This is a genomic window from Frankia casuarinae (genome assembly GCF_000013345.1).
Taxonomy (GTDB): Bacteria; Actinomycetota; Actinomycetes; order Frankiales; family Frankiaceae; genus Frankia; species Frankia casuarinae.
Map to the genome: position 1 here is coordinate 2,558,618 of NC_007777.1, position 24,944 is coordinate 2,583,561.

The 24,944-nt window shown below is 69.1% G+C and carries 24 protein-coding genes and 1 pseudogene; 15 read left to right on the top strand and 10 right to left on the bottom strand.

What is annotated here, in order from left to right; translation table 11 throughout:
- Window positions 1-365 precede the first annotated feature (365 nt).
- Window positions 366-698 carry a nucleotidyltransferase family protein gene (locus tag FRANCCI3_RS10975; RefSeq protein WP_011436602.1) on the top strand — a complete coding sequence of 111 codons (333 nt, stop codon included), beginning with the start codon at window positions 366-368 and terminating at the stop codon, window positions 696-698.
- Window positions 679-1,164 carry a hypothetical protein gene (locus FRANCCI3_RS26915; RefSeq protein ID WP_023842201.1) on the top strand — a complete coding sequence of 162 codons (486 nt, stop codon included), beginning with the start codon at window positions 679-681 and terminating at the stop codon, window positions 1,162-1,164. Before FRANCCI3_RS10975 ends, FRANCCI3_RS26915 begins: the two co-directional genes overlap by 20 nt.
- A 113-nt stretch (window positions 1,165-1,277) precedes the next feature.
- On the opposite strand, the gene FRANCCI3_RS23420 is transcribed toward FRANCCI3_RS26915, so the two are convergent.
- Window positions 1,278-1,802, bottom strand: coding sequence for a MarR family winged helix-turn-helix transcriptional regulator (locus FRANCCI3_RS23420; RefSeq protein ID WP_011436603.1), 525 nt, complete (start codon window positions 1,800-1,802; stop codon window positions 1,278-1,280).
- An 83-nt stretch (window positions 1,803-1,885) separates the two neighbouring features.
- Between FRANCCI3_RS23420 and FRANCCI3_RS28025 the strand changes: the two genes are divergently transcribed.
- From FRANCCI3_RS28025 to FRANCCI3_RS10995, 3 genes are all read left to right on the top strand, one after another.
- Window positions 1,886-2,131 (top strand): hypothetical protein, encoded by a 246-nt coding sequence (locus tag FRANCCI3_RS28025; protein WP_131728925.1) that lies wholly within the window; start codon window positions 1,886-1,888, stop codon window positions 2,129-2,131.
- Complete coding sequence (locus FRANCCI3_RS10990; RefSeq protein WP_035942193.1) at window positions 2,121-3,458, top strand: hypothetical protein; 1,338 nt, start codon at window positions 2,121-2,123, stop codon at window positions 3,456-3,458. The genes FRANCCI3_RS28025 and FRANCCI3_RS10990 overlap by 11 nt, the downstream gene beginning before the upstream one ends.
- 65 nt (window positions 3,459-3,523) lie before the next feature.
- Window positions 3,524-5,029: a sulfatase family protein gene (locus tag FRANCCI3_RS10995; RefSeq protein ID WP_049760901.1), complete on the top strand. Its 1,506-nt coding sequence runs from the start codon at window positions 3,524-3,526 to the stop codon at window positions 5,027-5,029.
- Here FRANCCI3_RS10995 and FRANCCI3_RS29055 read toward each other — a convergent pair.
- The 3 genes from FRANCCI3_RS29055 to pip all read right to left on the bottom strand — a co-directional run bounded on the left by FRANCCI3_RS29055 (window position 4,955) and on the right by pip (window position 6,569).
- A complete protein-coding gene (locus tag FRANCCI3_RS29055) occupies window positions 4,955-5,188 on the bottom strand; it encodes an Rpn family recombination-promoting nuclease/putative transposase (protein WP_023842202.1) in 234 nt (77 codons plus the stop codon). The genes FRANCCI3_RS10995 and FRANCCI3_RS29055 overlap by 75 nt on opposite strands.
- 138 nt (window positions 5,189-5,326) lie before the next feature.
- Window positions 5,327-5,515 (bottom strand): flavodoxin, encoded by a 189-nt coding sequence (locus tag FRANCCI3_RS11000; RefSeq protein ID WP_235463243.1) that lies wholly within the window; start codon window positions 5,513-5,515, stop codon window positions 5,327-5,329.
- An 88-nt stretch (window positions 5,516-5,603) separates the two neighbouring features.
- Window positions 5,604-6,569 (bottom strand): prolyl aminopeptidase, encoded by a 966-nt coding sequence (gene pip, locus FRANCCI3_RS11005; RefSeq protein ID WP_011436607.1) that lies wholly within the window; start codon window positions 6,567-6,569, stop codon window positions 5,604-5,606.
- 397 nt (window positions 6,570-6,966) lie between these two features.
- Here pip and FRANCCI3_RS11010 point away from each other — a divergent pair, with 397 nt between their 5' ends.
- The 7 genes and pseudogenes from FRANCCI3_RS11010 to FRANCCI3_RS11040 all read left to right on the top strand — a co-directional run bounded on the left by FRANCCI3_RS11010 (window position 6,967) and on the right by FRANCCI3_RS11040 (window position 12,382).
- Window positions 6,967-7,278: a nucleotidyltransferase family protein gene (locus tag FRANCCI3_RS11010; protein WP_035733361.1), complete on the top strand. Its 312-nt coding sequence runs from the start codon at window positions 6,967-6,969 to the stop codon at window positions 7,276-7,278.
- Complete coding sequence (locus tag FRANCCI3_RS11015; RefSeq protein WP_011436609.1) at window positions 7,268-7,609, top strand: HepT-like ribonuclease domain-containing protein; 342 nt, start codon at window positions 7,268-7,270, stop codon at window positions 7,607-7,609. Before FRANCCI3_RS11010 ends, FRANCCI3_RS11015 begins: the two co-directional genes overlap by 11 nt.
- A gap of 155 nt (window positions 7,610-7,764) precedes the next feature.
- Window positions 7,765-8,229, top strand: a complete 465-nt coding sequence (locus FRANCCI3_RS24500) for a transposase (protein WP_157858564.1) — start codon at window positions 7,765-7,767, stop codon at window positions 8,227-8,229.
- A 143-nt stretch (window positions 8,230-8,372) separates the two neighbouring features.
- A pseudogene (locus FRANCCI3_RS11030) lies at window positions 8,373-9,856 on the top strand (ISKra4 family transposase).
- 31 nt (window positions 9,857-9,887) lie between these two features.
- Complete coding sequence (locus FRANCCI3_RS28555; protein WP_255361210.1) at window positions 9,888-10,010, top strand: hypothetical protein; 123 nt, start codon at window positions 9,888-9,890, stop codon at window positions 10,008-10,010.
- Window positions 10,011-10,684: 674 nt separating this feature from the next.
- On the top strand, window positions 10,685-12,001 hold the full coding sequence (gene ltrA / locus FRANCCI3_RS11035; RefSeq protein WP_201783641.1) for a group II intron reverse transcriptase/maturase: 1,317 nt from the start codon (window positions 10,685-10,687) through the stop codon (window positions 11,999-12,001).
- A 168-nt stretch (window positions 12,002-12,169) separates the two neighbouring features.
- Window positions 12,170-12,382 carry a hypothetical protein gene (locus FRANCCI3_RS11040; RefSeq protein ID WP_011436614.1) on the top strand — a complete coding sequence of 71 codons (213 nt, stop codon included), beginning with the start codon at window positions 12,170-12,172 and terminating at the stop codon, window positions 12,380-12,382.
- Between the two features lie 187 nt (window positions 12,383-12,569).
- Here FRANCCI3_RS11040 and FRANCCI3_RS11045 read toward each other — a convergent pair whose 3' ends face one another.
- Complete coding sequence (locus FRANCCI3_RS11045; RefSeq protein WP_011436615.1) at window positions 12,570-13,829, bottom strand: epoxide hydrolase family protein; 1,260 nt, start codon at window positions 13,827-13,829, stop codon at window positions 12,570-12,572.
- Between the two features lie 512 nt (window positions 13,830-14,341).
- Complete coding sequence (locus tag FRANCCI3_RS11055) at window positions 14,342-15,187, bottom strand: isocitrate lyase/PEP mutase family protein (RefSeq protein ID WP_011436617.1); 846 nt, start codon at window positions 15,185-15,187, stop codon at window positions 14,342-14,344.
- Window positions 15,188-15,523: 336 nt separating this feature from the next.
- Here FRANCCI3_RS11055 and FRANCCI3_RS11060 point away from each other — a divergent pair, with 336 nt between their 5' ends.
- Window positions 15,524-15,940 carry a hypothetical protein gene (locus tag FRANCCI3_RS11060; protein WP_035733326.1) on the top strand — a complete coding sequence of 139 codons (417 nt, stop codon included), beginning with the start codon at window positions 15,524-15,526 and terminating at the stop codon, window positions 15,938-15,940.
- Between the two features lie 459 nt (window positions 15,941-16,399).
- Window positions 16,400-18,619 carry an NADP-dependent isocitrate dehydrogenase gene (locus tag FRANCCI3_RS11065; RefSeq protein WP_011436619.1) on the top strand — a complete coding sequence of 740 codons (2,220 nt, stop codon included), beginning with the start codon at window positions 16,400-16,402 and terminating at the stop codon, window positions 18,617-18,619.
- A 342-nt stretch (window positions 18,620-18,961) separates the two neighbouring features.
- Here the strand turns inward: FRANCCI3_RS11065 and FRANCCI3_RS11070 are convergent, their stop codons facing one another.
- The 3 genes from FRANCCI3_RS11070 to FRANCCI3_RS11080 all read right to left on the bottom strand — a co-directional run bounded on the left by FRANCCI3_RS11070 (window position 18,962) and on the right by FRANCCI3_RS11080 (window position 23,437).
- Complete coding sequence (locus FRANCCI3_RS11070; protein WP_043591773.1) at window positions 18,962-20,863, bottom strand: DUF2142 domain-containing protein; 1,902 nt, start codon at window positions 20,861-20,863, stop codon at window positions 18,962-18,964.
- Window positions 20,864-21,050: 187 nt separating this feature from the next.
- Window positions 21,051-21,641 carry a hypothetical protein gene (locus FRANCCI3_RS11075; protein ID WP_232235147.1) on the bottom strand — a complete coding sequence of 197 codons (591 nt, stop codon included), beginning with the start codon at window positions 21,639-21,641 and terminating at the stop codon, window positions 21,051-21,053.
- Between the two features lie 218 nt (window positions 21,642-21,859).
- A complete protein-coding gene (locus tag FRANCCI3_RS11080; RefSeq protein WP_232235146.1) occupies window positions 21,860-23,437 on the bottom strand; it encodes a N,N-dimethylformamidase beta subunit family domain-containing protein in 1,578 nt (525 codons plus the stop codon).
- Window positions 23,438-23,813: 376 nt separating this feature from the next.
- Between FRANCCI3_RS11080 and FRANCCI3_RS11085 the strand changes: the two genes are divergently transcribed.
- On the top strand, window positions 23,814-24,170 hold the full coding sequence (locus FRANCCI3_RS11085) for a winged helix-turn-helix transcriptional regulator (RefSeq protein WP_035733319.1): 357 nt from the start codon (window positions 23,814-23,816) through the stop codon (window positions 24,168-24,170).
- A 122-nt stretch (window positions 24,171-24,292) separates the two neighbouring features.
- Here FRANCCI3_RS11085 and FRANCCI3_RS11090 read toward each other — a convergent pair whose 3' ends face one another.
- Entirely contained in the window at window positions 24,293-24,859 is a 567-nt protein-coding gene (locus FRANCCI3_RS11090; RefSeq protein ID WP_023841451.1) for a YceI family protein, read from the bottom strand.
- Between the last annotated feature and the right edge of the window lie 85 nt (window positions 24,860-24,944).

Here is a 24,944-nt window from a genome sequence, read left to right on the forward strand (position 1 = left end):
GCCGCTGGCCCGATATGTCGGCCGCCCACACTGCCTGCCATTCCACAGGCAGAGGTCAGGTAATCGGCGGACAGCACCCAAGATGTGAGAGCAGGGTCCACCGCGCACCGCACAGCCTCGCATCGAGACCAGGTCCGCCGCGTGACGCCCGCCGTAACGACGGCAACGCGCGCCGTCGGCGGGCTCGCCACCGCCCGAGTGGTGCTCGCCAACAGCCCCGCCGAGATCCAGGTCAGTGTCACGGCTGACGTGCCCAGGCTCTGGCAGGCCAGGTCGCACCTCGGCCCCTCCGAGGCATTTTTCGGGCATCCCGATGAGGCGTACCGGCCGCGGGGTCGGGCACAATCTTCCCAGAGGAGGTGGGCATGCATCCGCTGATCGAGACCAGGCAGGCGGAGATCCAGGGACTCTGCCGTCGGCTCGGCATCCGCCGCCTCGACCTCTTCGGCTCCGCGACCAGCGATGCGTTCGACCTCGACAGCAGCGACGTCGACGTCCTCGTCGAGTTCGACGCCGGCCGCGACGGATTCGACTACTACGGCACCTACTTCGCCCTCAAAGAGGGACTCGAATGCCTGCTGGGCCGTGCCCGCTTTCCAGGCAACCGGCTCAAGCGAGCCCTGTGGGCTTGCGGGTGGGCAGAAGCGCTGCCCTGGTGCCCTCGCCGAGGGTGCGGCGGTGGCAGCGGGCGTGTATGAGGCGGGTTGCGACACGTTCGTCCGGTGTGCCCGCGCCCCAGGCGATCAGCGCGCGCTTGCGGGTCGCCGTGCGGGTCGCCGCGAGCCACTGTTCCCACTCTTCGGGGCTCTGCGGCTCACGGTCGGCGTGCAGGAGCAGGCCCCGACAGACGGGGCAGCGACCATGCTGGACTTGGAGGAGCAGCGCGGACACACGAAGGCGGTCGGCCAGCAGGCGGTTCGAGTGTGGTCGGCGGGTTGCGGGCCGCCGACGTGCAGCCACCGGCTCGCGGCTTGCCAGCTACCGCCCCCGCGACAGCTCATGGTAGATCCCTACCTCGCTGAGGAAGCCGTGCAGGAGGCGTTCGTGATGGCCGCCGACCGATGGCCACGTGACGGCGTCCCCATTAACCCGCACGCCTGGTTGATCACTACGGCGTTGACCACCGGGGTGGTGTCGTCGTCCGGCGCGGCTTCGGCCACGTAGCGGTCGGCGAGCCCCCAGCACATAGGCGCCGAGAGCGTTGAGGCGTATCTCCCAGAGGCTGTCGGCAGCGTCACGCCGTGGCCGTCGAGTTGAGCCGGGATGATCGGAACAGATCAGAGTTCTAGTACGTCCGCCAGAGTCGTCCGGCGGCGCAGATAGCCGGTCAGTCGTTCGTCGCTGCCGGCACCGAGGGCAGCCAGCAGTCGGGTGAGACTGTCGAACGCCTCGGGGCCGAGAGCCGTGCGTAGATCGTCCTCGATGCGGCGGGCCGCGGCGCGGTGGGTGGTGAGGTAGGCCTGGCCGTGCAGGGTGAGCCGCACGGTGTTCTCGCGGCCGCTGGTCTCGGAGGGTGAGACCTCCAGGTAGTCCGACGTGACCAGGCGATTCACGATCTTGGCTGCGCCCTGGCGGGTGATGCCGAGATGCCGTCCTATCTGTGCGACCGTCGCGCCCGACGATCCGGCGCAGAAGCGGAGTACCCGACCGTCCGGGAATTGGCGCTCGAACCCGGCCGCGGCGAGTTGCTCGTCGAGGCGGTTCTGGTAGCCGACCCATGCCCGGCGCAGCAAGCCGCCGAGGGCGCTCCGATTCGCCGGACCAGCGGCGGCATCAGGCGTGGCCGAGGCATCGTCACCCATAGCGACCCCACCCCCAACTGTCAACCATGGTTGTGACTATAGGTCAGTACCTGTCCGCGCCTACGCCGGGTCGATTGACAACCATGGTTGCCGATTTGCGTCGCGTCGTCGATGCTCAGGCCTATGCGTCGGAAAGGTGCTTTCTCAGTCAGGTTCGGCTGGCCCGCGGCGTACGCGGTGCTCGCCGCCGGTCTACTCGCTGCGTGTTCCGTGAGCGGCTCGCCGCCGGCGGGGAGCGCGACCTCGTCGGCCCGGACCGGCCCCTCGTGGGCGGTGACGGCTACCCGGGAGCCGTTGACGACTGCCAGTGGCTCGGCGGTGTCGCATGACACCGAGGTCATGGCACTGGCCAGCCAGGGCGGTCGCCTGTTCGCGGCGACCGACCAGTGGGAGTACCCGGGCGCTCCCGCCGCTGGCCAGATCCTGGTCAAAGACGCGGCGGACGCTCCCTGGCGGGTGTTCGAGCAGACAGGGTCGCTTCGCGTGCAGGCCCTGGACTCGTTCCCCATCCCGGCCGACCAGGGCCTGGGAGCCGGGCACTCGCTGCTCGTCACGCAGGCGGTCGTGAACGGGCGTTCGGAGATCCAGTGGCTGCTCGACGGGGCCGGCTCGTTCGCGCCGGACGACGCGTTCGTCCTGCCGTCAACGGCCGCGGCCGTGCGGTCGTTCGGCGCGCACGAGTCGGCTGGCGTGTGGTCCGTGTACGCCGGCGCCGAACCAACCGGGATCCTGCGCGCGACGTGGTCGCCGATCCGGCACACGCTGGTGTTCGACCCGGTATCGGAGCTGACGGCCCCGCCTCCCAACTCACCCGGGCTGAAGACCCAGAAGGTGACCGGGTTCGCCGACTGTGGCGGCGCGCTCTACGTCACGATCAACACGACGCTCTATCGCCGCAACGACGGGGCAGTCCAGCCGGGAACCGCCCGCTGGGCCGCCGTCTATCAGGAGCCACCGGTAGGCGCCCGCAACAGTGGGCTGCGGGGGCTGACCTGTGTCACCCACGACGGCGCGCCAGCACTGCTGACCTCCACCGAGGGCGATGGTGATGCCTTCCGGTTCGACCACCTACCCGCGGGACAGGTCGGCGGCCCTGCACCCGGGCCCGGGCAGGCCGCGGCCGGTCTGTCGCCGGCGCTGGAATTCGACCCGGGTCCCGCGTTGCGCCAACTGCTGGCGGAGCAGGGGACGACGGTGCCGGCGACCGGCAACGGCTCGATCGACTACGTGATCGCCGCCTACAACAACTTCGAGACGATCGACGCCGACGGGGCCTCCCGCCAGTTCTTCGGCGTCGAGCATGCCTACGCCGGCGGTTGCCCGCCGAGCAGGACGTGCGGCCCGACGGCATCGCGCGCGGCGACTTTCGACGCCCAGGCCGTCTTCGCCGTCAGAACCGACACGGGCGGCACGCCGTCCTACGTGCTACGCGCCCTGGACGGGCCTGACTTCACCCCTGCCGGCCCGGTCGGCAAGCCGATCAGGTCCGGGCAGGCGTTCGTTGCGATCAGAACCATCAAGCGGTCGCCCTTCGACGCCGGCCGTATCTACTTCGCCGGCTATGACGCCAATTTCTATCCCGCCGACGGGACCGCCTGGGCCGCAAGCGCGCCGCTGACCGCCGTCGACGCCAGCATGAACGGAGAACGATCATGAAACTGTGGCGACGAGAGCACCACGACTCCGCTTCCCGACGCCGTCCCCGCTCTCGACGGCGGCTGGTGGCGGCCACGGCCACGGCCACGGCCTCGCTGGCGCTGGCGGCGGGCGCCTGCGGCGGTTCGGCCGCGCCGGCCACAACGGCGAGCGCGGCCCGCCCGAACATCGTCTTCATCCTCACGGACGACCTGTCCTGGAACCTGGTCACCGACCAGATCGCGCCGCACATCACCGCCCTGGAAAGGCAGGGCGAGACGTTCGACCACTACTTCGTGACCGACTCGCTGTGCTGCCCGTCCCGGTCGTCGATCTTCACCGGCCTCCTCCCTCACGACACCAAGGTCGAGACCAACCTGTCCCCTGACGGCGGCTACGGGAAGTTCCAACAGGAGGGCCTCGCCGGCAGGACCTTCGCCGTCGCGCTGCAGGCGGCGGGATACCAGACCTCGATGCTCGGCAAGTACCTCAACGGCTACGGCGACCCCACCATCACCCCGACCACCGGACCCGTCCCGCGCGGCTGGTCCGACTGGCACGTCAGCAACACCACCGGCTACGCGGAGCTCAACTTCGACCAGAACGACAACGGCGTCGTGCGCCACTACGCCGGCCAGGACAACTACGGCGTGGACGTGCTCAACGCCGACGCCCAGGCGTTCATCCGACGCTCGGCCGGGAAGCCGTTCGCCCTGGAGGTGGCTACCTACGCCCCCCACCAGCCGTACACACCGGCGCCGCGCAACGCGGACGACTTCCCCGGCCTGACCGAGCCACGCGACCCGTCCTTCAACACCAACAACACCGACGCACCGGCCTGGCTCGGCCAACGCGCCCCTCTCGCCCCGTCAGTGCTCACGAACCTGGACCAGGCCTACCGCGAGCGTGCCCAGGCCGTCGAGTCCGTCGACAAACTGGTAGGCGACACGGAGGCGACGCTCGCCGCCGAGCACCTGCTCGACAACACCTACTTCGTCTTCAGCTCCGACAACGGCTACCACCTCGGCCAGCACCGCCTCGTCAGAGGCAAGCAGACCGCCTTCGACACCGACATCCGCGTGCCCCTGATCGTCACCGGGCCCGGCGTCCCCCACGGCCGGGTGATCTCCCAGGTCGCTCAGAACGTCGACCTTTACCCCACCTTCACCGACCTCGCCGGCGCCACCCCGGCCAGGCCCGTTGACGGGCGCAGTCTCGTCCCGCTGCTGCGCCCCGCGACGGAGCCGCCATCCTGGCGCACGATCGCGCTCGTCGAACACTTCGGCCAGGCGAGCGACCCCGCCGACCCCGACCACGAACCCGGCGGCAGCAACCCGACGACCTACGAGGCGATCCGGATCTCAGCGCCACACCTCGCGCACTTCGACGGGCCAGTCGAAGCGGTCTACGTGGAGTATAACGACTCCAAACACGAGATCGAGTACTACGACATCACGAAAGACCCCTACGAGATCAACAACGTCGCGGGCGCGCTCACCGGGGCGCAGCGCGCCGAACTACACACGGTCCTTGCCGGCCTCGGAAACTGCCACACCCAGGCCGCCTGCGCCGCCGCCGGTCTGCCGATATGACAACGGCCACTCCCGACCTGGATCTCGTCCCGGCTGGGCGAAGTCGAGCCTGGCCAGCAAGCCCGACGGCAGCACCGCACGCAACTGCGACGCCGCGTTCGACGGCGTCCCCAGGATCCGGCGGCACACCGCGTCATGAGGCGGGGACGAACACGACATGACAACACCCTACCGATACCCACCGGAGCACCCACTCCACCACGACAGTCAAGCACCGGCCCTGACCACTGCCCCGTCGCTCCTCACGACCACCCGCGGCTGAAACGGAACGCTCGACCAGGCCGGTCAGCTACGGCATCAGGCTGGCGGCGACCGTGCCCCCAACTCCGAGCAGGCCTCTCGTGCCCCGGCATCCGCCTCACCGACGATCGACAGGGGCTCGCGCAGGCGCTTCCACTTCAGCCCGGTCGCGATCGCCTCGACGCCACGGACCGCGCCGGTCGTGTCGCTGTTCCCATGGACGTAAAGGGCGTACGGACGACCCACAGTCGCTTCCAAGACCGGGTAATAGATCTGGTCGCAGCACCCTCGCCAAGGTAGGGGTCGGTGAACCGTCACGGGCCACCTCCTCGGGTCAGTGTCCGTTCGTGCTGAACCGTTCGGTCGCCTCGATGATGGCGTTCTGGGTCGCGGGGCTGCCCGTGTGGCCTGCATTGTCGATGATCTTCAGTTCCGCGTCGGGCCATGCCTTGGCGAGATCCCAGGCGGTCTTGAGCGGGCTGGCAAGGTCAAGTCGGCCGTGGATCAACACCGAGGGAATCCCGGCCAGCCGGTGAGCGTCGCGTAGCAACTGCCCGTCCTCCAGCCAGGCGTTGTTTGCAAAGTAGTGCGTGCAGATGCGGACGAAGGCCACGAGCGCATCGTCGGGTTTGCTGCTGTACTGGCCTGGCGCCCCAAGCGCTTCGTGCGCGATGACGGCGTCTTCCCAGGCGCACCAGGCCCGCGCCGCGGTGATTCTTATCGCCTCGTCGGGGCTGCCCAACAGCCGGTTGTAGGCAGCAACGAGACTGCCGTCCCAGTCGTCCTTCGGCACGGCGTCGCGGAACGCTTCCCAGGCGGCTGGCAGCAGGCGCCCGACGCCGCGGTAGAGCCAGTCGATTTCTTCGGGCCGGGTCATGGTGACTCCGACGATGATGATCTCGGAGACCCGTTCAGGGTAGCGCTCGGCGTAGGCGAGTATCAGCGTCGAGCCCCATGAGCTGCCGTAAAAGAGCCACCGGTCGATGCCGAGATGTTCGCGGAGCCTCTCCATGTCGGCGATCAGGTGCCGGGTGGTGTTGTGTTCCAGGCTGACGGTCGCGTCGCTGGCGTGCGGTCGGCTCTGGCCGCAGCCACGCTGGTCGAACAGGATGATCCGGTAGACGTCCGGATCAAACATCCTGCGGCTGCCGCGGCGCCCGCCGCTGCCGGGACCTCCGTGCACCCACAACGCCGGCTTGCCGTCTGGGTTGCCGCTGGTTTCCCAATAGATCTGGTTGTCCTCGCCTACATCGAGGAAGCCGTGCGCGTATGGCTCGATAGGCCGGTACGGCTGCCCCATCTGATGCTCCCTCCGATGCATCGCGCTCGCCGGCCAACTCCGCCAGGTACGCGTCGGCCTCGGCCTCCAGCGCGTCGGCCAGCATCCGTCGCGCGCTCTCGCACACGATCTTCGATCGGCGAGGGTGCCGCCGAGTCACCGTCTTCCGCAACCGGCTGCGACTACCGTCAGCACGGGCATACCCTTCCCGACTGACGCGGCAACGTCGGCCTGTTTGAGGACCTGAACCGCGATCACCGGAAGGGTACACGCTCCCGGCTGACCCACAGACCTCAACCATCGCTCTCGTCGCCTGGCGCGATACCGTACGAATCGGGCAGACCCCGCTTCCGGTCGAGGCCGTGGGTCCACTCGGTGCGGCGTAGGGTCGGGCACAATGTCCCCGGAGGAGGTGGGCATGCATCCGTTGATCGAGGCTAGGCGGGCGGAGATCCAGGGACTCTGCCGTCGGCTCGGCATCCGCCGCCTCGACCTCTTCGGCTCCGCGACCAGCGATGCGTTTGACCTCGACAGCAGCGACGTCGACGTCCTCGTCGAGTTCGACGCCGGCCGCGACGGATTCGACTACTACGGCACCTACTTCGCCCTCAAGGAGGGGCTCGAGCGCCTGCTGGGCCGCGCCGTCGACGTAGTCAGCGTCACCGCCATCCGCAACCCCTACTTCCGCGACCAGGTCATGCGCACCAGGCAGCCCCTGTATGCCGCCTGACCCACGCAAGTACCTCTGGGATGCCGCGAACGCGGCCGAACTCGTCCGGGATTTTGCCCACGGCCAGACCTTCGCCGACTATCAGGCGAACGCGATGCTCCGCGCCGCCGTCGAACGCGAGTTCGAGATCATCGGAGAGGCCCTCAACCAACTCTCCAAGGTCGCCCCCGACCTCGCCGCCGCGATCCCCGAGCTCCCTCGAATAGTCGCTTTCCGGAACATCCTCATCCACGGCTACGCCACCGTCGACGACGCCCTCGTCTGGCAGGTACTCCAGGAGAAACTCCCCGAGCTCGAACAAGTGGTCCGCAGAATGCTGGCGGAAGACTGACCCGGCTGCACCGAGGTCGGCCCACCGCCAGGTGAAGCGGCCGCTGCTGCGGAGGCCGGTCTTGGGGTCAGCTGCGACCCAGATACTCACTTTGTGTGTCCGTACAAGCACCCCGGCTTACGCCAGCCTCTGGTCGCAGCACCCTCGCTAAGTGGTTGAGCCTGGAAGTCCTTTGGGGGTGCAGTGATTCAGCTGGGTTCGGCGGGGAGGTGGATGGTGCAGGCGGTGTCGAGGGCGTCCTGGGGGCTCCCGTCGGTGAAACCCCGGTGATCAGCCGAACGGGAGACCGGAAATCGGTTCTCATGCTCTCCGCGGTCAGCGCCCAGGGAAAGCTTCATTTCATGCTCCAGCAGGGCGGGTCCGTCGACTCCAAGGTCTTCATAGAATTCTGCCGGAAGCTGCTCCAAGACGACGCTGGAAAGGTCTTCCTCATCGTCGACAACGTCAGTTACCACGATTCGAAGGCTGTCCGTCGGTTCGTCGCAGGAACAGACGGTAGGCTCCGGATTTTCTTTCTCTCGCCTTATGCCTCCGACACCAACCCGGACGAGTGGGTCTGGAACAACGTGAAGACCGCACAGATCGGCCGAAAAATGATGGGTGTAGATCCTTCAGAGTGAGATCGTTGGCTGGATGATCTCGGTTCCCTGGGTTTGGGTTGATCGTGAAAGGGCTCCTTGCCACTACGTTCGCGGGTGTCGAAGCCAGAACGTGACGTGAGCAAGGAGCCTGGGTGTCAGGGTATGAGGTTGGCTCGGAGAGGGTGTCGGCGGGTGCGTTCGCCGGGTCGGACGAGCTGTACGGGGCGTTGCGGGCGGGGCTTGCGGGGGCGGAGACCGCGGGCCTGACCCATGAGGGTCTTGAGGTGTGGTTGGAGGGCCGGGGCCGGGAGCTGCTGCGGTCGCTGTTCCAGGACCATCTTGATCTGCGGTCGGCGCGGGAGGTGCGGCTGGCCGAACCGCCGGCGGGGGTGGACGGGGTGGTCCGTACCCGGGTGGAGAAGGCGCATCGGCGGGCGCTGTCGACGGTGTTCGGCCGGGTGGCGGTGAGCAGGCTGGCCTATCGGGCGCCGGGGCGGCCAACCTGCACCCGGCGGACGGGGTGTTGAACCTGCCGGTGGGGCTGCACTCGCACGGGCTGCGCCGGCTGGTGGCGCTGGAGGCCGCGCGGGGGTCGTTCGACGCCGCGGTCGCCGCGGTCGCCGCGGTCGCCCGGGCGACCGGGGTGAGGGTCGGTAAGCGCCAGCTTGTCGAGCTGGCCCGGTCGGTGGCGGTCGACGTGGCCGGTTTCTACACGGCCCCGGTGTGCGGGCCGGTGCCCGACGGGCTGCTGTTGGTGTTGCAGTTCGACGGGAAAGGTGTGGTGATGCGGCCGGAGGGGCTGCGCCCGGCCACCGCGAAGGCGGCCGCCGCGGGGCGGAAGCTGGCGACACGGCTGTCGCCCGGGGAGAAGAACGGGCGGAAACGGATGGCGGAGTTGGCCGCGGTCCACGACGTCGTCCCGGTCGTGCGTACCCCGGCTGACGTGCTGCCCCCGCCCGGGGTGACCGGGCCCGACGGGCCGAAGGCCACCGGAAAGTGGGTGACGGCCTCGGTCGTCGACGACATCGCCACGGTGGTGGCGGCCGGGTTCGACGAGGCCGAACGGCGCGACCCGACCCACGCCCGGACCTGGATCGTGCTCGTCGACGGCAACAACACCCAGCTCGACGCCGTCACCGCCGAGGCGGCCCACCGCGGCGTCGTCGTCCACATCGTCGTCGATCTCATCCACGTCCTGGAATACCTGTGGAAGGCCGCCTGGTCGTTTTTCACCACCGGGGACCCCGACGCCGAGGCCTGGGTCACCGACAAGGCCCGCAAGGTACTGGAAGGCCGGGCGGGCCAGGTCGCCACCGGCATCCGCCGCCGCGCCACCTACAACGGCTACAACCAGGCCGAACGCAAGGGCGCCGACACCTGCGCCGACTACCTCGACGCCAAGGCACCCTGGCTTGACTACGCCACCGCCCTGGTGGGCGGCTGGCCGATCGCGACCGGTGTCATCGAGGGAGCCTGCCGCCACCTCGTCAAGGACCGGATGGACATCACCGGTGCCCGATGGGGACTCGACGGCGCCGAATCCGTGCTCCTGCTCCGCGCCCTGGTCACCAACGGCGACTTCGACGACTACTGGAAGTACCACATCGCACAGGAACAGCACCGCAACCACCGCAACCAGTACGCCGACAACCGCATACCGCCCTGATCAACTCACTTCACAAGAACTGCACCCAAAAATGATTACATCGGTCTCGGATCTTTACTCCAACGCCCTCACCGCACTTCGCAGGCTCCAGGAGAACTCTGCGCTTGTCATCGGCTTCTTCGGTGACCCCCACCTCGCCTACATCCGCTGGTAGCCGGTCCAGCTACTTTCGTTCTCCTTAGTGTGCGCCCAGCGGGACGGGAGGTGAAGCCGTGAGGTAGCGGTGGATCCTGCTGTTCGTAAGCTCACCGTCGCTTGCCGGTGAAAGTCCGGTCCGGGTAGCTGCCAGGAGGCCCGGTAGCAGGCTGGCGGCTTCGTCTGGAAACGGGCGGGGTCGAAGCCCAGCGTCAAAGGCCCTGTGAGAGGGGGAGCGAGAGCGCGGTCCGTAGCATAAAGCGAAGCCTGCGGCGTCGTGAGGATCCTGCCCTCCGGGGTGGGAAAGGGAGTGCCGAGCCTCTCACTATCGGGGCGAAGGCCACGGAAGCGGCGAAGATCCTGGAATTGCAGCCGTGAGGAACTCCCCGGCGTATGGGGCGCGGAACGTGCTGACAGTGGCGGTGGGAACTGGGGAGGCCCTCCCCGGCCCGGCAGTCTACGGAAAGCTGCCGGAGAACCGTGCCCTATAACCGGAGATCCCGGGAAGTGGGTGGCGGGCCGGGTGGGCGTCGGAGGCGGCCATATTACCGTTCGAGCCGGCCGGACAACATAACCGGCGGTGAGGGAAGGGCCGCTGCTTCGTCGACGCGTGGAGTTGGAAGGAGGGGCTCGGTGAGTGCCATTGCTGCTATTCCCGCCGCTTCGGGATCCCGAGTGGATCCGGTCCGTGTCTTGCAGCACACGCTGTACCGGGCGGCCAAGGCCGATCCCGGGCGGAGGTTCCATGCGCTCTCGGACAAGGTCCACCGTGGGGACGTCCTGGAGCGTGCGTGGGCACTGGTGCGCGCCAACAGGGGCGCGCCGGGCATTGACCGGACCACCATTGCCCAGGTCGAGGAGTACGGGGTGTCCCGTCTTCTCGACGAGCTGGGCGGCGAATTGCGGGAAGGGGGGTACCGTCCTTTGCCTGTGCGCCGGGTAGAAATTCCCAAGCCGGGGGACAAGGGTGCGTCCCGGCCGCTGTCGATCCCTGCCGTCCGCGACCGTGTGGTGCAGACCGCCGTGAAGATCGTGCTCGAGCCGGTCTTCGAGGCGGACATGGCCGGGTGCTCGTTCGGGTTCCGCCCGCGGCGCTCGGCTCATGACGCACTGCAAGTGCTGGTGGATGCGTGCGGGAAGGGCCGTCGGTGGGTGGTGGAGACGGATATCGCTGATTGCTTTACGGCGATCCCGTTCGAAGGGTTGATGCAGACGATCAAGGAACGGGTCTGCGACCAGGCGATGCTCAGGTTGGTGCGTGCTGTCCTGCGTGCCGGCGTGATGCGCGACGGCGAGGTCCGGAGGCCGGTCAGCGGAATGTCCCAGGGCGGGCCGCTGTCCCCATTACTCTGTAACGTCTACCTGAACCGGCTTGACCGGGAATGGGACGACGGGGACGGGATGATGGTCCGGTTCGCGGACGATATCGTCGTGATGTGCTGGTCGGAGGATCAGGCGGTGCGGGCGATGGATTGTCTGGTCCGGTTGCTCGCTGATCTGGGGCTGGAGACCAAGGCAGCCAAGACCCGTATCGTTCACCTACAGGTGGGAGGGGATGGTCTTGAGTTCCTGGGCTTCCATCACCGCCTGGTGCTGTCGCGGGGTGACCGGGGCAGACGGAGGGTGGCGTTTCTTGCGCGCTGGCCCTCGGACAGGGCCATGCAGCATGCTCGGGATCGGATTCGGGAGATTACGGGACGGTCCAGGCTGCTGCTTAATCCAGAGGCGGTCGTGCGGGAACTGAACCTGTTCCTGCGTGGCTGGGCCGGATATTTCCGCTACGGATATTCGGCACGGCGCCTTGCTATGATCAGGCGGTTCGCGCAGGTACGGCTGGCTCGGTTTGTTCGGGCCAGACACCGGCGCAGCATGGGCTTCGGCTGGCGGGTGCTGATACGCTCCCGGCCGGTGGACCTCGGCCTGGTCAGCCTGTCTGGGATTGTCGTCACTCCCAGGGCCGGAAAGCTCTGGCGGGAGAGACCGAATGCCGGCGGTGAACGGCGTCGGTAAGCCGTGTGTGGGAGAACCACATGCACGGATTGACGGGGGGCGGCTGGAGACGGAGCATGCTATGGACGGCCGGGATGAGAAACGGGCGGGAAACCGCGCGGACAAAGGTACCGGACCACGCGCCTAAAGCGAGATGCCACCGCGCCAGTCGCCTACCCTACACCGGCCGTGCAAAACCGATCGCATCACCCGACTTCCCTGGACACCGACGGTACGCACCAACCAGCGAACCGACCTTTCCTTATCCTGGGCGGCCCGGCCTACGACGCCCTGATCGCCTTCACCGCGGCCGAACATCAGGCGACTCTGATGAGTCTCGACCAGCGAGCCGCCGCCACCTACGAAGCCATCGGAATCACCGTGGGCCAGCTCGCCTCGTGATGACCGGCCGGCCCGGGTATCCGGCCGTGGTCGGGCAGAGCGGTGCGGATGAGGACCGGAAGATGTCTGGCGTGGGGCCCTACAGGTTCGCCGGCCGGCGCCGAAGGGTCGGTGGCCACGATCCCGGCATCGGCCGCGACCATCATGACCCACAACACCATGATCCAGCGACATCACGAATTAAAGATCAGTAGCGGCGGCCGCGGAAGGTACGCCGCAGGTCGTCGACCCATTGAGCGGGGATTTCCCAGGGAATGAAGTGGCCGCCGTGGTCGTGGGCGTTGAGGTTGACGTGGTTGTACCAGGCGGCGCGGTCGGAGTCGAGGAAGTTCTGAACCCGCTGGTCGGTACTGACGCCGGGTGGGTTTTCATAGCCGACGAAGGTGATGCCGGTGGGCGCCTCGATGGCTGGCTGCCGGTCGTGGGACGGGGTCCACGGGTAGCGGTTGTTGTTGGCGTAGGTGCGGATCGAGGTACCGATCGCGTTGGTCACCCAGAAGATCATGGCATGGGTGAGCAGGTCGTCTTTGGTGAAGACGGTCTCGATGTCGCCGCCGTTGTCGCTCCACTTCACCCAGCGTTCGAGTATCCAGGCGAGCATCCCGGCCGGGGAGTCGGACAGCCCGTAGGCGAGCGTGCTCGGGGCGAGCACGTGCGCGGCGAGGTGGACGGCGAAGCGCCTCTCCACGGCGACGATCTGGGCGTGGATGTCGTCAGGAAGGCCGTCGGGGATGGGCCGGCCGCCGCTGAGGTCCCAGGCCCGGTCGCCGTTGAACAGGGTGAGCTTCAGGCCGGAGCCAATGTGGATGGCGTACAGCTCGTCGGCGTACTTGTGCCCAAGCTGGCCGGTAACCAGGGCTCCGACGTCGCAGCCGGCGGCGGCGTACCTGTCGTAGCCGAGGGTCTGAGTCATGAGGGTGTGCCAGAGGTCGGCGACCTTCCAGAAGTTCAGGTCCGGGTTGTTCGGCAGCGGTACGGAGAACCCGAAGCCGGGAAACGAGGGGATGATCACATCGAATGCTTCGGTGGGATCGCCGCCGTACGCGCCGGGGTCGGCCAGCGGATCGATGACCCTGGACCAGTGCCAGAACGTCCAGGGCCAGCCATGGGTGAGGATCAGGGGGGTCGGATCGGGGCCGACTCCGGCCTTGCGCATGAAGTGCACCGGCACGCCTTCGACCTCGACCTGGTAGTGCTCGTAGGCGTTGATGGCGGCTTCGGACTTGCGCCAGTCGTAGCCGGTGCGCCAGTAGTCGACAAGTTCTTGCAGGTAGGCGCGGTTCACGCCGTAATACCAGTCCTCGTTGCCCGCATCGAGCGGCCAGCGAGTCAACTCCAGGCGCCGCTGGAGGTCGGCGAGCACGTCGTCGGGCACGTGAATCGGCGTCGGCTTCAGTGGGAACGGCCGGGTCTCGACGGCGTGCGACGGCGTGGTTTCGTGGCTCATCGTCGTCTCCTTGTTGTCGTCTCGTCATCATCGTCTTCGCATCATCGTCTTCCTACCGCCGGTCGACGTAACCGGTGAGCCGGTCGACGTATCGGGTGAGTCCGGCTCGGCCGGAACGACATCGCCGCGTGGGGATCGGGCGGGCGTGACCCGGGTAGGAGATGGCTATGTGGACATGGCTACGAGGGATGGCGGCGCGCCGCCGGGCCCATTCCCGTTCCGGGTCCGGGTCCGTGGACAGTTCGGCCTGGAACCCGTCCGGCTGGTGGTGGTGTCTCGACCACGGACGCGCGGAGAACCCGCCGGATGCGCCCGGTCATCGGCGCCTGGGTCCCTACGGCAGTGCCTCGGACGCCGAGAACTGGCGGCAGGGGTTGGACAGGCGCAACGAGGAATGGGACGAAGCGGACCGCCGATGGGCCGGGGACCGCTGACGGTGGTGCTGCCGGCACGGTCCGGTGGTCCTGTCGCCGGACCCGTACGGCCGTGAAGAGCGGCCGCCTCTGCCCGCGCTACCGCACCTCCGAGGACATCATCTGATTGGCCTGCGCATAGGGTGTCGCCTCGGCGGCGCATGAGAACGTACCTTCTTCGTGGATCTCCCGGGCCGCGCGCAGCACGGCCGCGAGAGCGATACGCGGCAGGAGGGAGCCGAAACTGATGCGGCGGACACCGAGCAGGCCCAGTTCGGTCACCGACGGGAACGGGGGCGGGCCCACCAGGACGTTCACCGGGCCCTGGACCCGCTTACAGACCTCGCGGATGGAGTCCGGGCCCAGCAGGCCCGGGGCGTAAAGCACATCGGCGCCGGCCGCCGCGTACGCCTGAAGGCGACGTATCGTATCTTCGAGATCGGGGTGGCCGTAGAGAAAGTTTTCGGCGCGTGCCGTGATGACGAAGGGGAAGGGCAGGCTTCGCGCGGCGGCGACCGCGTGGCCGACTCGTGCGACGGCGTCATCCAAGGCCAGGATCGGCGCCTGCGGTATTCCGGTGGCGTCCTCGATGGACCCCCCGACGGCTCCAGCCTCGGCGGCCAGCAGAACGGTCTTCTCGACGTCCCTGGGTGTCTGCGCGAAGCAGCTCTCGAGGTCGGCGGAGACCGGTAGCGGGGTTGCGGCGGCGATCGCACGGACGTTGGCAAAAGTCAGCGTGCGGTCGATCAGGTTCGCGCCGTCGGCCACACCGTGGCTGAAGGCCAGCCCGGCACTTGTGGTTCCGATGGCGACAAAGCCGGCCTGCGTCAGCAGGCGCGCGGTTCCGGCGTCCCAGGCATTTGCCATGACAAACGGACTGGCCTGCTCGTGTAGCTCACGGAATATCACCGCTTTGCGATGTTGCGCGGTCGTGTTGTCGTCCATCACATCAACTTTCCTGGGGGCAGTTGGGGCACCGGCGTGGATAGATGAGTTCTACGCGCTGGTCGACGGCCGGTGATGCGTCGCGGGTAGCGTCATCTTCGCAGGTGTCGCCTGCGGGTTTCGGCGCAACGCCGACATCAACGCGCCGCCCAGAATATTGCCGCAGGACGTGCGGTGAACGCGCGGGGAGGCATGGCATCGGCTGTGCCGACGAACCGCGAACCTCACCACCACGCCCCCTTTGGTGGGTGCGTAGGAGTCGGGATGCCCACCTTTCAGAGCGGGGAGGACGTCAGTCGCCAGCCCGGGACGCCCGCGGTGAGGGACGGTGGTTCTATGACCGACGACGACGATGACTGGGCCCCGCCGCCCGTGCCCCACGGCGACGGAGACCCGATAGCAGCCGCGGGCGAGGCGCTCAACGAAGCGGAGACCGCCCTGCGGACCTACGCCTGGATACCGGACGCGGACGAGGTCGATGCTGCCGCCGCCATCCTCCACCAGCTGGATTCCGGGCAGCATCGACCTGACGCCCCGGCCCGGTACCTCGTCCACCGGGCGCTGGACGAGACGTACCCGCAGCTGATCGCCTGGCGGCCCCGACCGCTGTACCTGTATGCGGCGGTGAAAACCGTGCAGCTTCTCGCCGCGGCACCGCCCACCCAGGAGCGTGACGATGCCACCCTCGTCGCCTGGGACCGCCTGACCGTCCTGCTCCGCGTCGTGTCCGCCACCGCGGGTGGCAGTAGCTGACATCTGCCCGGATCCGACATCTGCCCGGACCTGACACCTGCGCGACACCTGCCCGACACCTGCCCGCGCCGTCCCACCCGCACCCGGTGGCCGGCGACTGATCCGGAGGTGGCAGCCGCGATCGCCGAAGAAATAAGCTACATCGGCCCCCACCGCGGCGAGTCCGGAGGAGATGGTCGCGTTGCGTTTGGAGAGGTTGGCCCCGAAGTTGGCCCCGAAGTTGGCTCCTAGGTTGGCCCCGTGGACGGCGAGCCGGGCCGTCCGGAACCGGTCGGCGACCGCGTGCCCGGGTTGTCCGGAGCGTCACCGAGCCCCGCGCGCGAGGAGACCCGATATGGCGATCATGCTGGTCGGTGGGGTGCCGCTGCCGACAGCCCCGGCCCGGCGAGGACCCCGGTGGAGCGGGCGTTCAGGGCATACCTTGATACCCAGATGAAACAGACGCGAAGCGGAGTATCGGTGACTGACTCGACCATCATCTATACACACACTGACGAGGCTCCGGCCCTGGCGACGTACTCGTTCCTGCCCGTGGTCCAGGCGTACGCCGCGACGGCCGGGGTTAGTGTCGACAGCCGCGACATCTCCCTGGCGGGGCGGATCATCGCCAGTTTCCCCGAGGATCTCGAGGAGGCCCAGCGCATCGAGGACGCGCTCGCCGAGCTCGGTGAGCTGGCCAGGACGCCCGAGGCGAACATCATCAAGCTGCCGAACATCTCGGCTTCGATTCCGCAGCTGAAGGCGGCGATCGTCGAGCTGCAGAAGCGGGGCTATGCGCTGCCGGACTACCCGGACGACCCGAAGACCGACGAGGAGCGGGAGATCCGCGCCCGTTATGACAAGGTGAAGGGCAGCGCCGTCAACCCGGTGCTGCGCGAGGGCAACTCCGACCGCCGCGCCCCGGCCTCGGTGAAGAACTACGCCCGGACCCACCCGCACCGGATGGGCGCGTGGACACCCGACTCGAAGACGAACGTCGCCACGATGGGCGCCGGCGACTTCCGCTCCACCGAGAAGTCCACGATCATCGCCGCGGCCGGCACGCTGCGCATCGAGCTTGCGGGTGACGACGGCAGCACCACCGTCCTGCTCCCGTCCCTGCCGGTGCTGGCGGGCGAGGTAGTGGACGCGGCCGTCCTGCGGGTGGCCGCGCTGCGCGAGTTCCTCACCGCGCAGATCGCCCGGGCCAAGGCCGAGGGCGTGCTGTTTTCGGTGCACCTGAAGGCCACGATGATGAAGGTCTCCGACCCGATCATCTTCGGCCACGTGGTACGGGCCTTCTTCCCGAAGACGTTCGCCACCCACGGCGCGACGCTCGCCGCGGCCGGCCTGTCCCCGAACGACGGGCTCGGCGGTATCCTCAAGGGCCTGGAATCGCTGCCCGAGGGCGCGCAGATCAAGGCCTCCTTCGCCGCGGAGCTCGCCGAGGGCCCCGCCCTGGCAATGGTCGACTCCGACCGCGGCATCACCAACCTGCACGTGCCCAGCGACGTCATCGTCGACGCCTCCATGCCGGCCATGATCCGTACCTCCGGCCACATGTGGGGCCCGGACGGCCGGGAGGCGGACACCCTGGCGGTCCTGCCCGACTCGAGCTACGCCGGCATCTACCAGGTCGCCATCGACGACTGCCGGGCGCACGGCGCCTACGACCCCGCGACGATGGGCTCGGTGGCCAACGTCGGCCTGATGGCGCAGAAGGCCGAGGAGTACGGCAGCCACGACAAGACCTTCGAGATCCCCACCACGGGCACGGTGCGGATCGTCGACCAGGCCGGCACCGTGGTGCTGGAGCAGGCGGTCGCCGCCGGCGACATCTTTCGCGCCTGCCAGACCAAGGACGCGCCGATCCGGGACTGGGTGAAGCTCGCCGTCGCGCGCGCCCGCGCCACCGGTGACCCGGCGGTGTTCTGGCTCGACGAGAACCGCGCCCACGACGCGAGGCTGATCGAGAAGGTCCGGGCGTATCTGCCCGGGCACGACACCTCCGGGCTGCGGATCGAGATCAAGGCTCCGGTCGACGCGATCGCGTTCTCACTGGAGCGGATCCGCCGCGGCGAGAACACGATCTCAGTCACCGGCAACGTGCTGCGTGACTATCTGACCGACCTGTTCCCGATCCTGGAGCTCGGCACGAGTGCCAAGATGCTCTCGATCGTCCCGCTCATGAACGGTGGCGGCCTGTTCGAGACCGGCGCCGGCGGCTCCGCGCCCAAGCACGTCCAGCAGCTGCTCAGGGAGAACTACCTGCGCTGGGACAGCCTGGGCGAGTTCCTGGCGCTCGCGGCCAGCTTCGAGCAGTTCGCGCGGACGACGGGCAACGCGCGTGCCCAGGTGCTCGCCGACACCCTCGACCGCGCGACCGCCACCTTCCTCAACGAGGACAAGTCGCCCAGCCGCCGGCTGGGTGGCCTCGACAACCGCGGCAGCCATTTCTACCTGGCGCTCTACTGGGCGCAGGAGCTGGCCGCGCAGATCGGCGACCCCCGTCTCGCGGAGGCGTTCGCCGGTCTCGCCAAGACGCTCGCCGACCAGGAGAAGGCGATCGTCGACGAACTGATCGCGGTCCAGGGCTCGCCTGCCGACATCGGGGGGTACTACCAGCCCGACCCCGTCAAGGCCGCGGCCGTCATGCGTCCGTCGAAGATCTTCAACGAGGCCATCGCCAGCCTCGGCTGACGAGACCCGAGCGAGGGTCCCACGCCAAGGAGGGGGATCCCACGCGATAACGCGATGAGAGGAGGGCCCCGGCCTCCGGGTCCGGACCCGGACCCGGGGCCCTCCCGTCGTCGGCAGCGGCCATGCCGTGACTCCGTGTAGCGCAATGGCCTCCATCTGCCGCGGCGGAACTTCGCTCCAACGATGAATCGGCATATGGATTGTTATTCCGTCATCAACATGTCTGTTGAGGTTCATGGGCGGCGCCTAGCGTCAGCCGGGTAGTTGAGCGATTTTCCGGGCCAGTCAGTGATATTGAGCAGGGTTTCGGGCTGGTCGGTGATGACGACGCGCTGGAGTTGATCAGGTCCCGGTTGCCGGGCCTGTCGCCGGCGGAGCGGCGGGTCGCCGATGCGGTCCTGCCGGCGCCGCTGAAGGTCCTGGACATCTCGTGACCCGGACCGGCCGGGCCCTGATCTGACGCGTCCCCGCCGCCGGGCGATGCGGGCGAACGCCGCGGCCCGGCCGCCACAGCCCGGCCGCCGCGGCGGCGAGCAGGCAGCAGGCACCGGCTCCCGCCAGGGCCATCCAGGGGACCCAGCCACCCGGAGGATTCCACTGCGACGAGCCCAGGAACCAGGCCGGTCCATAGCTGCCCACGGCGCTGCGCTGCCAGTCCGTCCACAGGCCGACGGCATGCACCGCGACCACCGCCATGACGGCGACGGCGGGCCCCGCCCGGCGCAGGGTCGCGGGGATACGCGCGGCCCGCCGGGTCAGGATCTCCCCGGCCGCCAGGGGTACCAGCACCGCGATCGGCAGCAGGTACCGCCCGTAAACCGGGAAGCGCGTCTGCCGCAGGACCAGCACGTCGAGCACCACCGCCACCGCCACCACGCCGATCAGCACCGCGCCGAGGCGGATCCGCTGCCGCCAGGTTCCCACGACGAACGCCGCACCGAGCAGGACCAGCAGGCACGCGCCCCACGTCCAGTAGGCGAACGAGGGCATCCGCAGGCTCGCCCAGCCGAACACCCCGACCCACTGCCGTGCCCAGGCGGGCGCGTCGGACGACAGCTGCCGCAGCCCCTGCTCCGCGAGCTCACGGCGTATCCCCGGGTGTGGCTGCACGCGCCTCTCCCAGACCGCGGTCGCGACGACCCCGGCCACGGCGAGGGCGATCCACGGAACCGAGAGCCACCCGACCAGCCGGTGCCGCCGGGGCCCCTCCGTTGGCTGGGTCCCTTCTGTTGACCGGGGCCGCTCGACCGGCCGGGGCTGCTCGACGGCGGGTACCGCATCGACGGCCCGCGCCCGCGCGCGGGGGGCCGCGAGACCGGCGGCGATCATCGGGGTGAGCAGCACCCACAGGGGACCGGACGGCCGGGACAACGCCACCAGCGCGGCGACGAGGCCGAGGGCGGGCCAGATCCACCTCGGCGGCGCGCCCGGTCGACCGAGTCGCAGCGCCAGGGTGAACAACGCGGTCGCGCCCGCGATCTCCATCCCGTTCGTGCCGAGGACGGAACCCAGGAACAACGCCATCGGCGAGACCGCCAGCAGCACGCCGCCGACCGAGAGCAGTCCGGCGCGGGAATCCCAGGAGGCGAAGATAATGATCGTCAACAGCGTCACCACGATGGCAGCCGAGGTCGCCCGCCCGGCGTAGAGCGCGCCGTCCGCCGTGTGCGTGTGGATCATCACGGCACCCTCGACCGCGTAGAGATAGGGCTCATAGGTGCCCACGTAACTGAGGGCCCGCGTCGCCGGCGGCCGGGGGCGCGGACGGTCGAGGCACGCGACGGACACCCAGTCGCGGAAGAGGTCGCAGGGCAACCCCGCCGCGCCAGGGTTGAGCCCGGCGGGCAGGGCGAAGACGCGGCTGTTGCGATTGATCCAGTCGATCCGTTCGGCGCGGCCCGGTCCGTTGCCGAACGACGGATGTGCCAGCCTGCCGGGTGTTCCCGTCCATTGTCCGGTGCCCGCGCCGACCGCCTTCACGAAGTGGGCGGGCTCGTCGGGGCCGAACCCCGGCGGGTTGGTGGCGACCCAGGCCGCGACGAGCAGGAGGAACCCCGCGACGAGAAGCCGGGGAGGCAGCCGGGACGCACCCGGGGACCGGTCGGCCGTGCCACGCAGCCGGCCCCGCCGGCCCGGCCAGCCCGGCCGGCCCCGCCAGCCCGGCCAGCTACTTCGGCCACTCCGGTGATGCGCGGCACTGCCGGGACGGTCCGTCGCCGAACGGCACTCCGGTCCACCGGCCATGACTCCCCCGTCGCGCCCCGACGTCCGATGGTTCCCTCGCCCCATCGCACCCTGTCACGCTTATCTAACTCCACTGCATGATTGGCGGATTGGCGGGACCGGGCCGATCGTCCGCGGGTCGCCACCAGGGCCCGCCGGGCGGAACGGCGAGGCGGCGGGGCGGCGGGGCGGCGGGGCGGAGCGGAACTCAGCCGGCGCCGGGCACCGTGACGTTCTTCTCCGTGAAGCCGAAACCGGCCTGTCCGGCGGTCTGCTGGAAAGCGGTGAAGAGGTTCTCCTCGGAGTTGATGTCGGCATCCGTCGCGGTGCCGTTCTTCAACTTCCCGGTGAGGGTGTTGAACTTGTCGCTGATTGACTGCACCGCGTTGCACAGTGACGGGTTGGCCAGGGCGAACTTCTTGGCGACCTTGAGTTCGTGGACGGTGAACACGCCGGCGACCGCGGCCTTGGCGTAGGTACGTTTCCGTTTCGGGGCTCCGGATCGGAAGCCGCCGTTCTTCGCCGGCTTGTAGATGTACCGGTGGAAGGCCCCGAGCGCGAGGCCCGCGTGCACCGCGAACCGCGTCTTGGCGAAGGCCCTGCTGTTGCCGCCCGTCGGGCAGGCACCGCTGTACTCGGAGTCGTCGTCGGTGCCCGTCGAGCTGGATGCCGTGGCGCCCTGCACGGTCTTGGAGCCGCCGTTCGAGGAGTTGCACGCCCCGAGCAGCACGGCCGGGAGCAGCGCCACCAGCAGGACGATTCCCCATCGTGATGCGCGGCCCGCCGGTCTGGCGATCATCGAAGACATCCACTACCTACTTTCGACAGCGTTCGCCGGCATCGCGGATGTCCGGCGAACGATCTACGGCGTTACGCGTGCGATGGGTGACTCTAGACGAGTAGGCCCTGGATCGGAGCGGATGGGGCAAACGGGCAGGTGGGCAGGCAGGCAGACGGGCAGGCAGGCAGACGGGCAGGTGGGCAGGCAGGCAGACGGCGGCACAACGGGGTTTCGGGTCAGCGTTCGCTGCCGGTGACCGGCGTGCTGCGGGCCTCGGCCGGGACGGACCGGGCCGCGGGGTGGACCCGCCCGGCCGGCCCCGCGGCGAAGGCCTGCAGCAGGGTGGTGGTGACCTGGGTGACGAACCGCTGCACCGGCTCCCCATGGGCGCCCGGCCCGCAGACATCGAGCAGGGCGCACACCCACGCGCTGGTGCCGGCGTCGAAGACACCGGCCCCGGACGGCGCCGTGTAGTAGCTGACGTCGGAGTAGTCGGCCTGACCGTGGCAGGCCACCGGCGAGTGGGCCAGCACTTCGATCATCTGTGGCGTCGGCCGGTTGGGATCGACGCGATCATATTCGGACCCGATCATGCCCGGGATCCGGCTGCCCGCCGCCAGCCCCGTGCCGGCCAGCAGCCAGTGACCGGGGTTGGTCACCACCAGATCGGCGTGCACCGGGTTGCACTGGTACATGCCGCCGGTGAGCGAGCTCTCCGGGTCGGCGTTCGGCGGCGACGGCCAGTTCGCGGTGATCTGGCTGTTGTCCCGCCCGTACAGGGGGTCCTCGTTGGCGACCTTGTAGCCCGTTTCCAGCCGGTCGGGCCCATGGGGCGTGGGCGCGAGCCGGATCCGGCGGTATACGGCGTTGGCGCCGAGGAAGGCGATGTTCGCCCCGGCGTCCCGGGCGGCGGTCAGCGTCGCCCGCATCCGCGGCGAGTAGTACTCGTCGTGCCCCAGCGAGATCACCGCGCGGGCACCGTCGAACAGCCGCGGCTCGGCATGCAGGTCGATGTCGGTGGCATAGGCGAGCGGCAGGCCGAGCCGCTCTGCCAGCGTCACCAGGGGCGCCTCGTTCCCGGTGAAGTCCGCGGCACCGTCGCCGTAGCCGTAGGGCCGGTCGAACGAGACGACGCGGGCGCGGTCGGCGAAACCCCGCAGCCCGTGGTAAAGGCTGTAGCCTCCCCAGGCGTTGTACGCCTGCCAGGTGGTGACCGAGTTGAGGATCACGATCCTGCCCTGCGCGGACGGGCTGCGCACCGTCAACGGCACGTACGACTGGAATCCGTTGCTGCTGTCGAGGCGGAACAGGTAGTCGCCCGGCGGCCACGTCGCCGTGTCGAAGGTCACGGTCGGGGCCCACGACGCGGCCGACACGGTGTTCGTCGTCGCGTTCATCGCCGCCGACGGCTGGACCCGGCCGGGCAGCTCCTCCCGCCGGGTGATGAGCCGGCAGGTGTGGCCGCCGTACCAGCCGATCCGGAACACCGAGACGGCGAGCCGGCTCGCCGTGGTGGAGGCGAACAACCGTACGGGCTGACCGGGGTCGACGCCGACCCGGTCCAGCCAGCCCTCGACCGCGTGGCCCTCGCCGAGCCGGGCCAGCCCGCAGTCGGCGCCGGGCCGGGCGTTTTCGGCCTTGACGTCGAACCCGGCGGGCGTGTCCGGCTCCGTGGGTCTCCCGGACCCGCCCGACGCGTCGGTACCGGCCGACGGCCGGTTACCCGCCGCGGGCGATGAGCCGTCACAACCGGTGCCGACCAGCCCGATCAGGCCGACCAGCGCGACGGCCGTCAACGCGACACGGGGTGACACGGGACGGGATCGCACGGCGCCCGACCGGACGATGCCCGACCGGACGATGCCGGAGGGGACGATGCGGCCGCCGGTCGGGCGCCTGTCCTGCCGCAGTCCCGACGCAATCTGCGATCGCAAGCCGCCCCCGTCCCTACCCGATCTTCACCTCGCTCCCGTGCCGGATCGCTATCCGATCGACCTGATGGCTCAGTGCGAGGATGTGGCGGGTCAACCGTAGCCGCAGGCCCGGGGGACCCGCCCAGCGCGCTGTGACCCTGTCCTGCGTCGTGACCCTGTCCTGCGTCGTGACCTGCGCTGCGTCGTGACCTGCGCTGCGTCGTGACCTGCGCTGCGCCGAGGCACCCGTGATGCGTCGGGCACCTACTATGACCGGATGGTTGCGAGGCCGGAGGACGGCGTGAGCTGTCAGGCGCTGACTCCGGTCTTCGCGCTGCTGGGGAAGCGGTGGAGCGGTCTGATCATCAGTACGCTGATGGCTGGCCCGGCGAGGTTCTCCGAGATAGCGAAGCTGGTGCCGGGGGTGAGCGAGCGGATGCTGTCGGGCCGCCTCACCGAACTCGTCCAGGCCGGCCTCGTGGAGCGTGAGGTTCTCGAGGGGCCGCCGGTGGCGACGCGTTATCGGCTCACCCGGCGGGGCGAGGGGCTGCGCACGGCGCTGCACGAGCTGGAGGTGTGGGCGCAGGAGCATCTCGTCGCGCGCGGGGAGCCGCCGTGTCCCAGGACCCCCTGACCGGGGCTTGCTGACCGGGGCTTGCCGGGCCGGTGGAGGTGCCCGCGGCCTCCGTCGCGAGCCCGGATGATCTCGGGGCGCGGGCTCGCGACGGCGCGGGACCGGTTGGGGAGCCGGGTTGATCAGGGGGCGATGAACTGCAGGTCGAGCTCGATCTTGACCTTGTCGGAGAGGGCGAGCCTGCCGGCACCGAGCGGCAGGTTGAAGGTGATGCCATAGTCGCCGCGGCGGATCTCGGTCGTCGCGGCGAAGCCGGACCGGACGCGGCCATCTACGGGGTGAGTGTCGACCCCGTAGAACTCGACCGCCAGGGTGACGGGTCTGGTCACGCCGTTGATCGAGAGATCGCCGGCGAGTTCGTACTCCTCGTCGCTGCCCGTGACGGACGTCGAGGTGAACGTGATGGACGGATGGGACGCGAGGTCGAAGAAGTCGGCGGAACGCAGGTGCGCGTCCCGGTCGGGCTGGTTGGTGTTGATCGAGGCCAGGTCGATCTCGGCGCCGACGGACACCGACTCCAGGGTGTCGCCGACCGACAGCGTCGCGGAGAACGTGTCGAAGCGCCCGCGGACGTTGGTGACGCCGAGATGGCGAATCTGGAAGTTCACGCCCGAGTGCGCGGGGTCGAGCGTCCAGGTGCCGGCGGCCAGAGGCAGCGGAGCGACGTCGGACGGGGATGGCGCGGTCACGGGACCTCCAGGTCGATGATCGACTAATGGGGCGGTGGCCGTTGCGGCTGCAACGGTACCCCTACAAAACATTAGCGGCTAACGA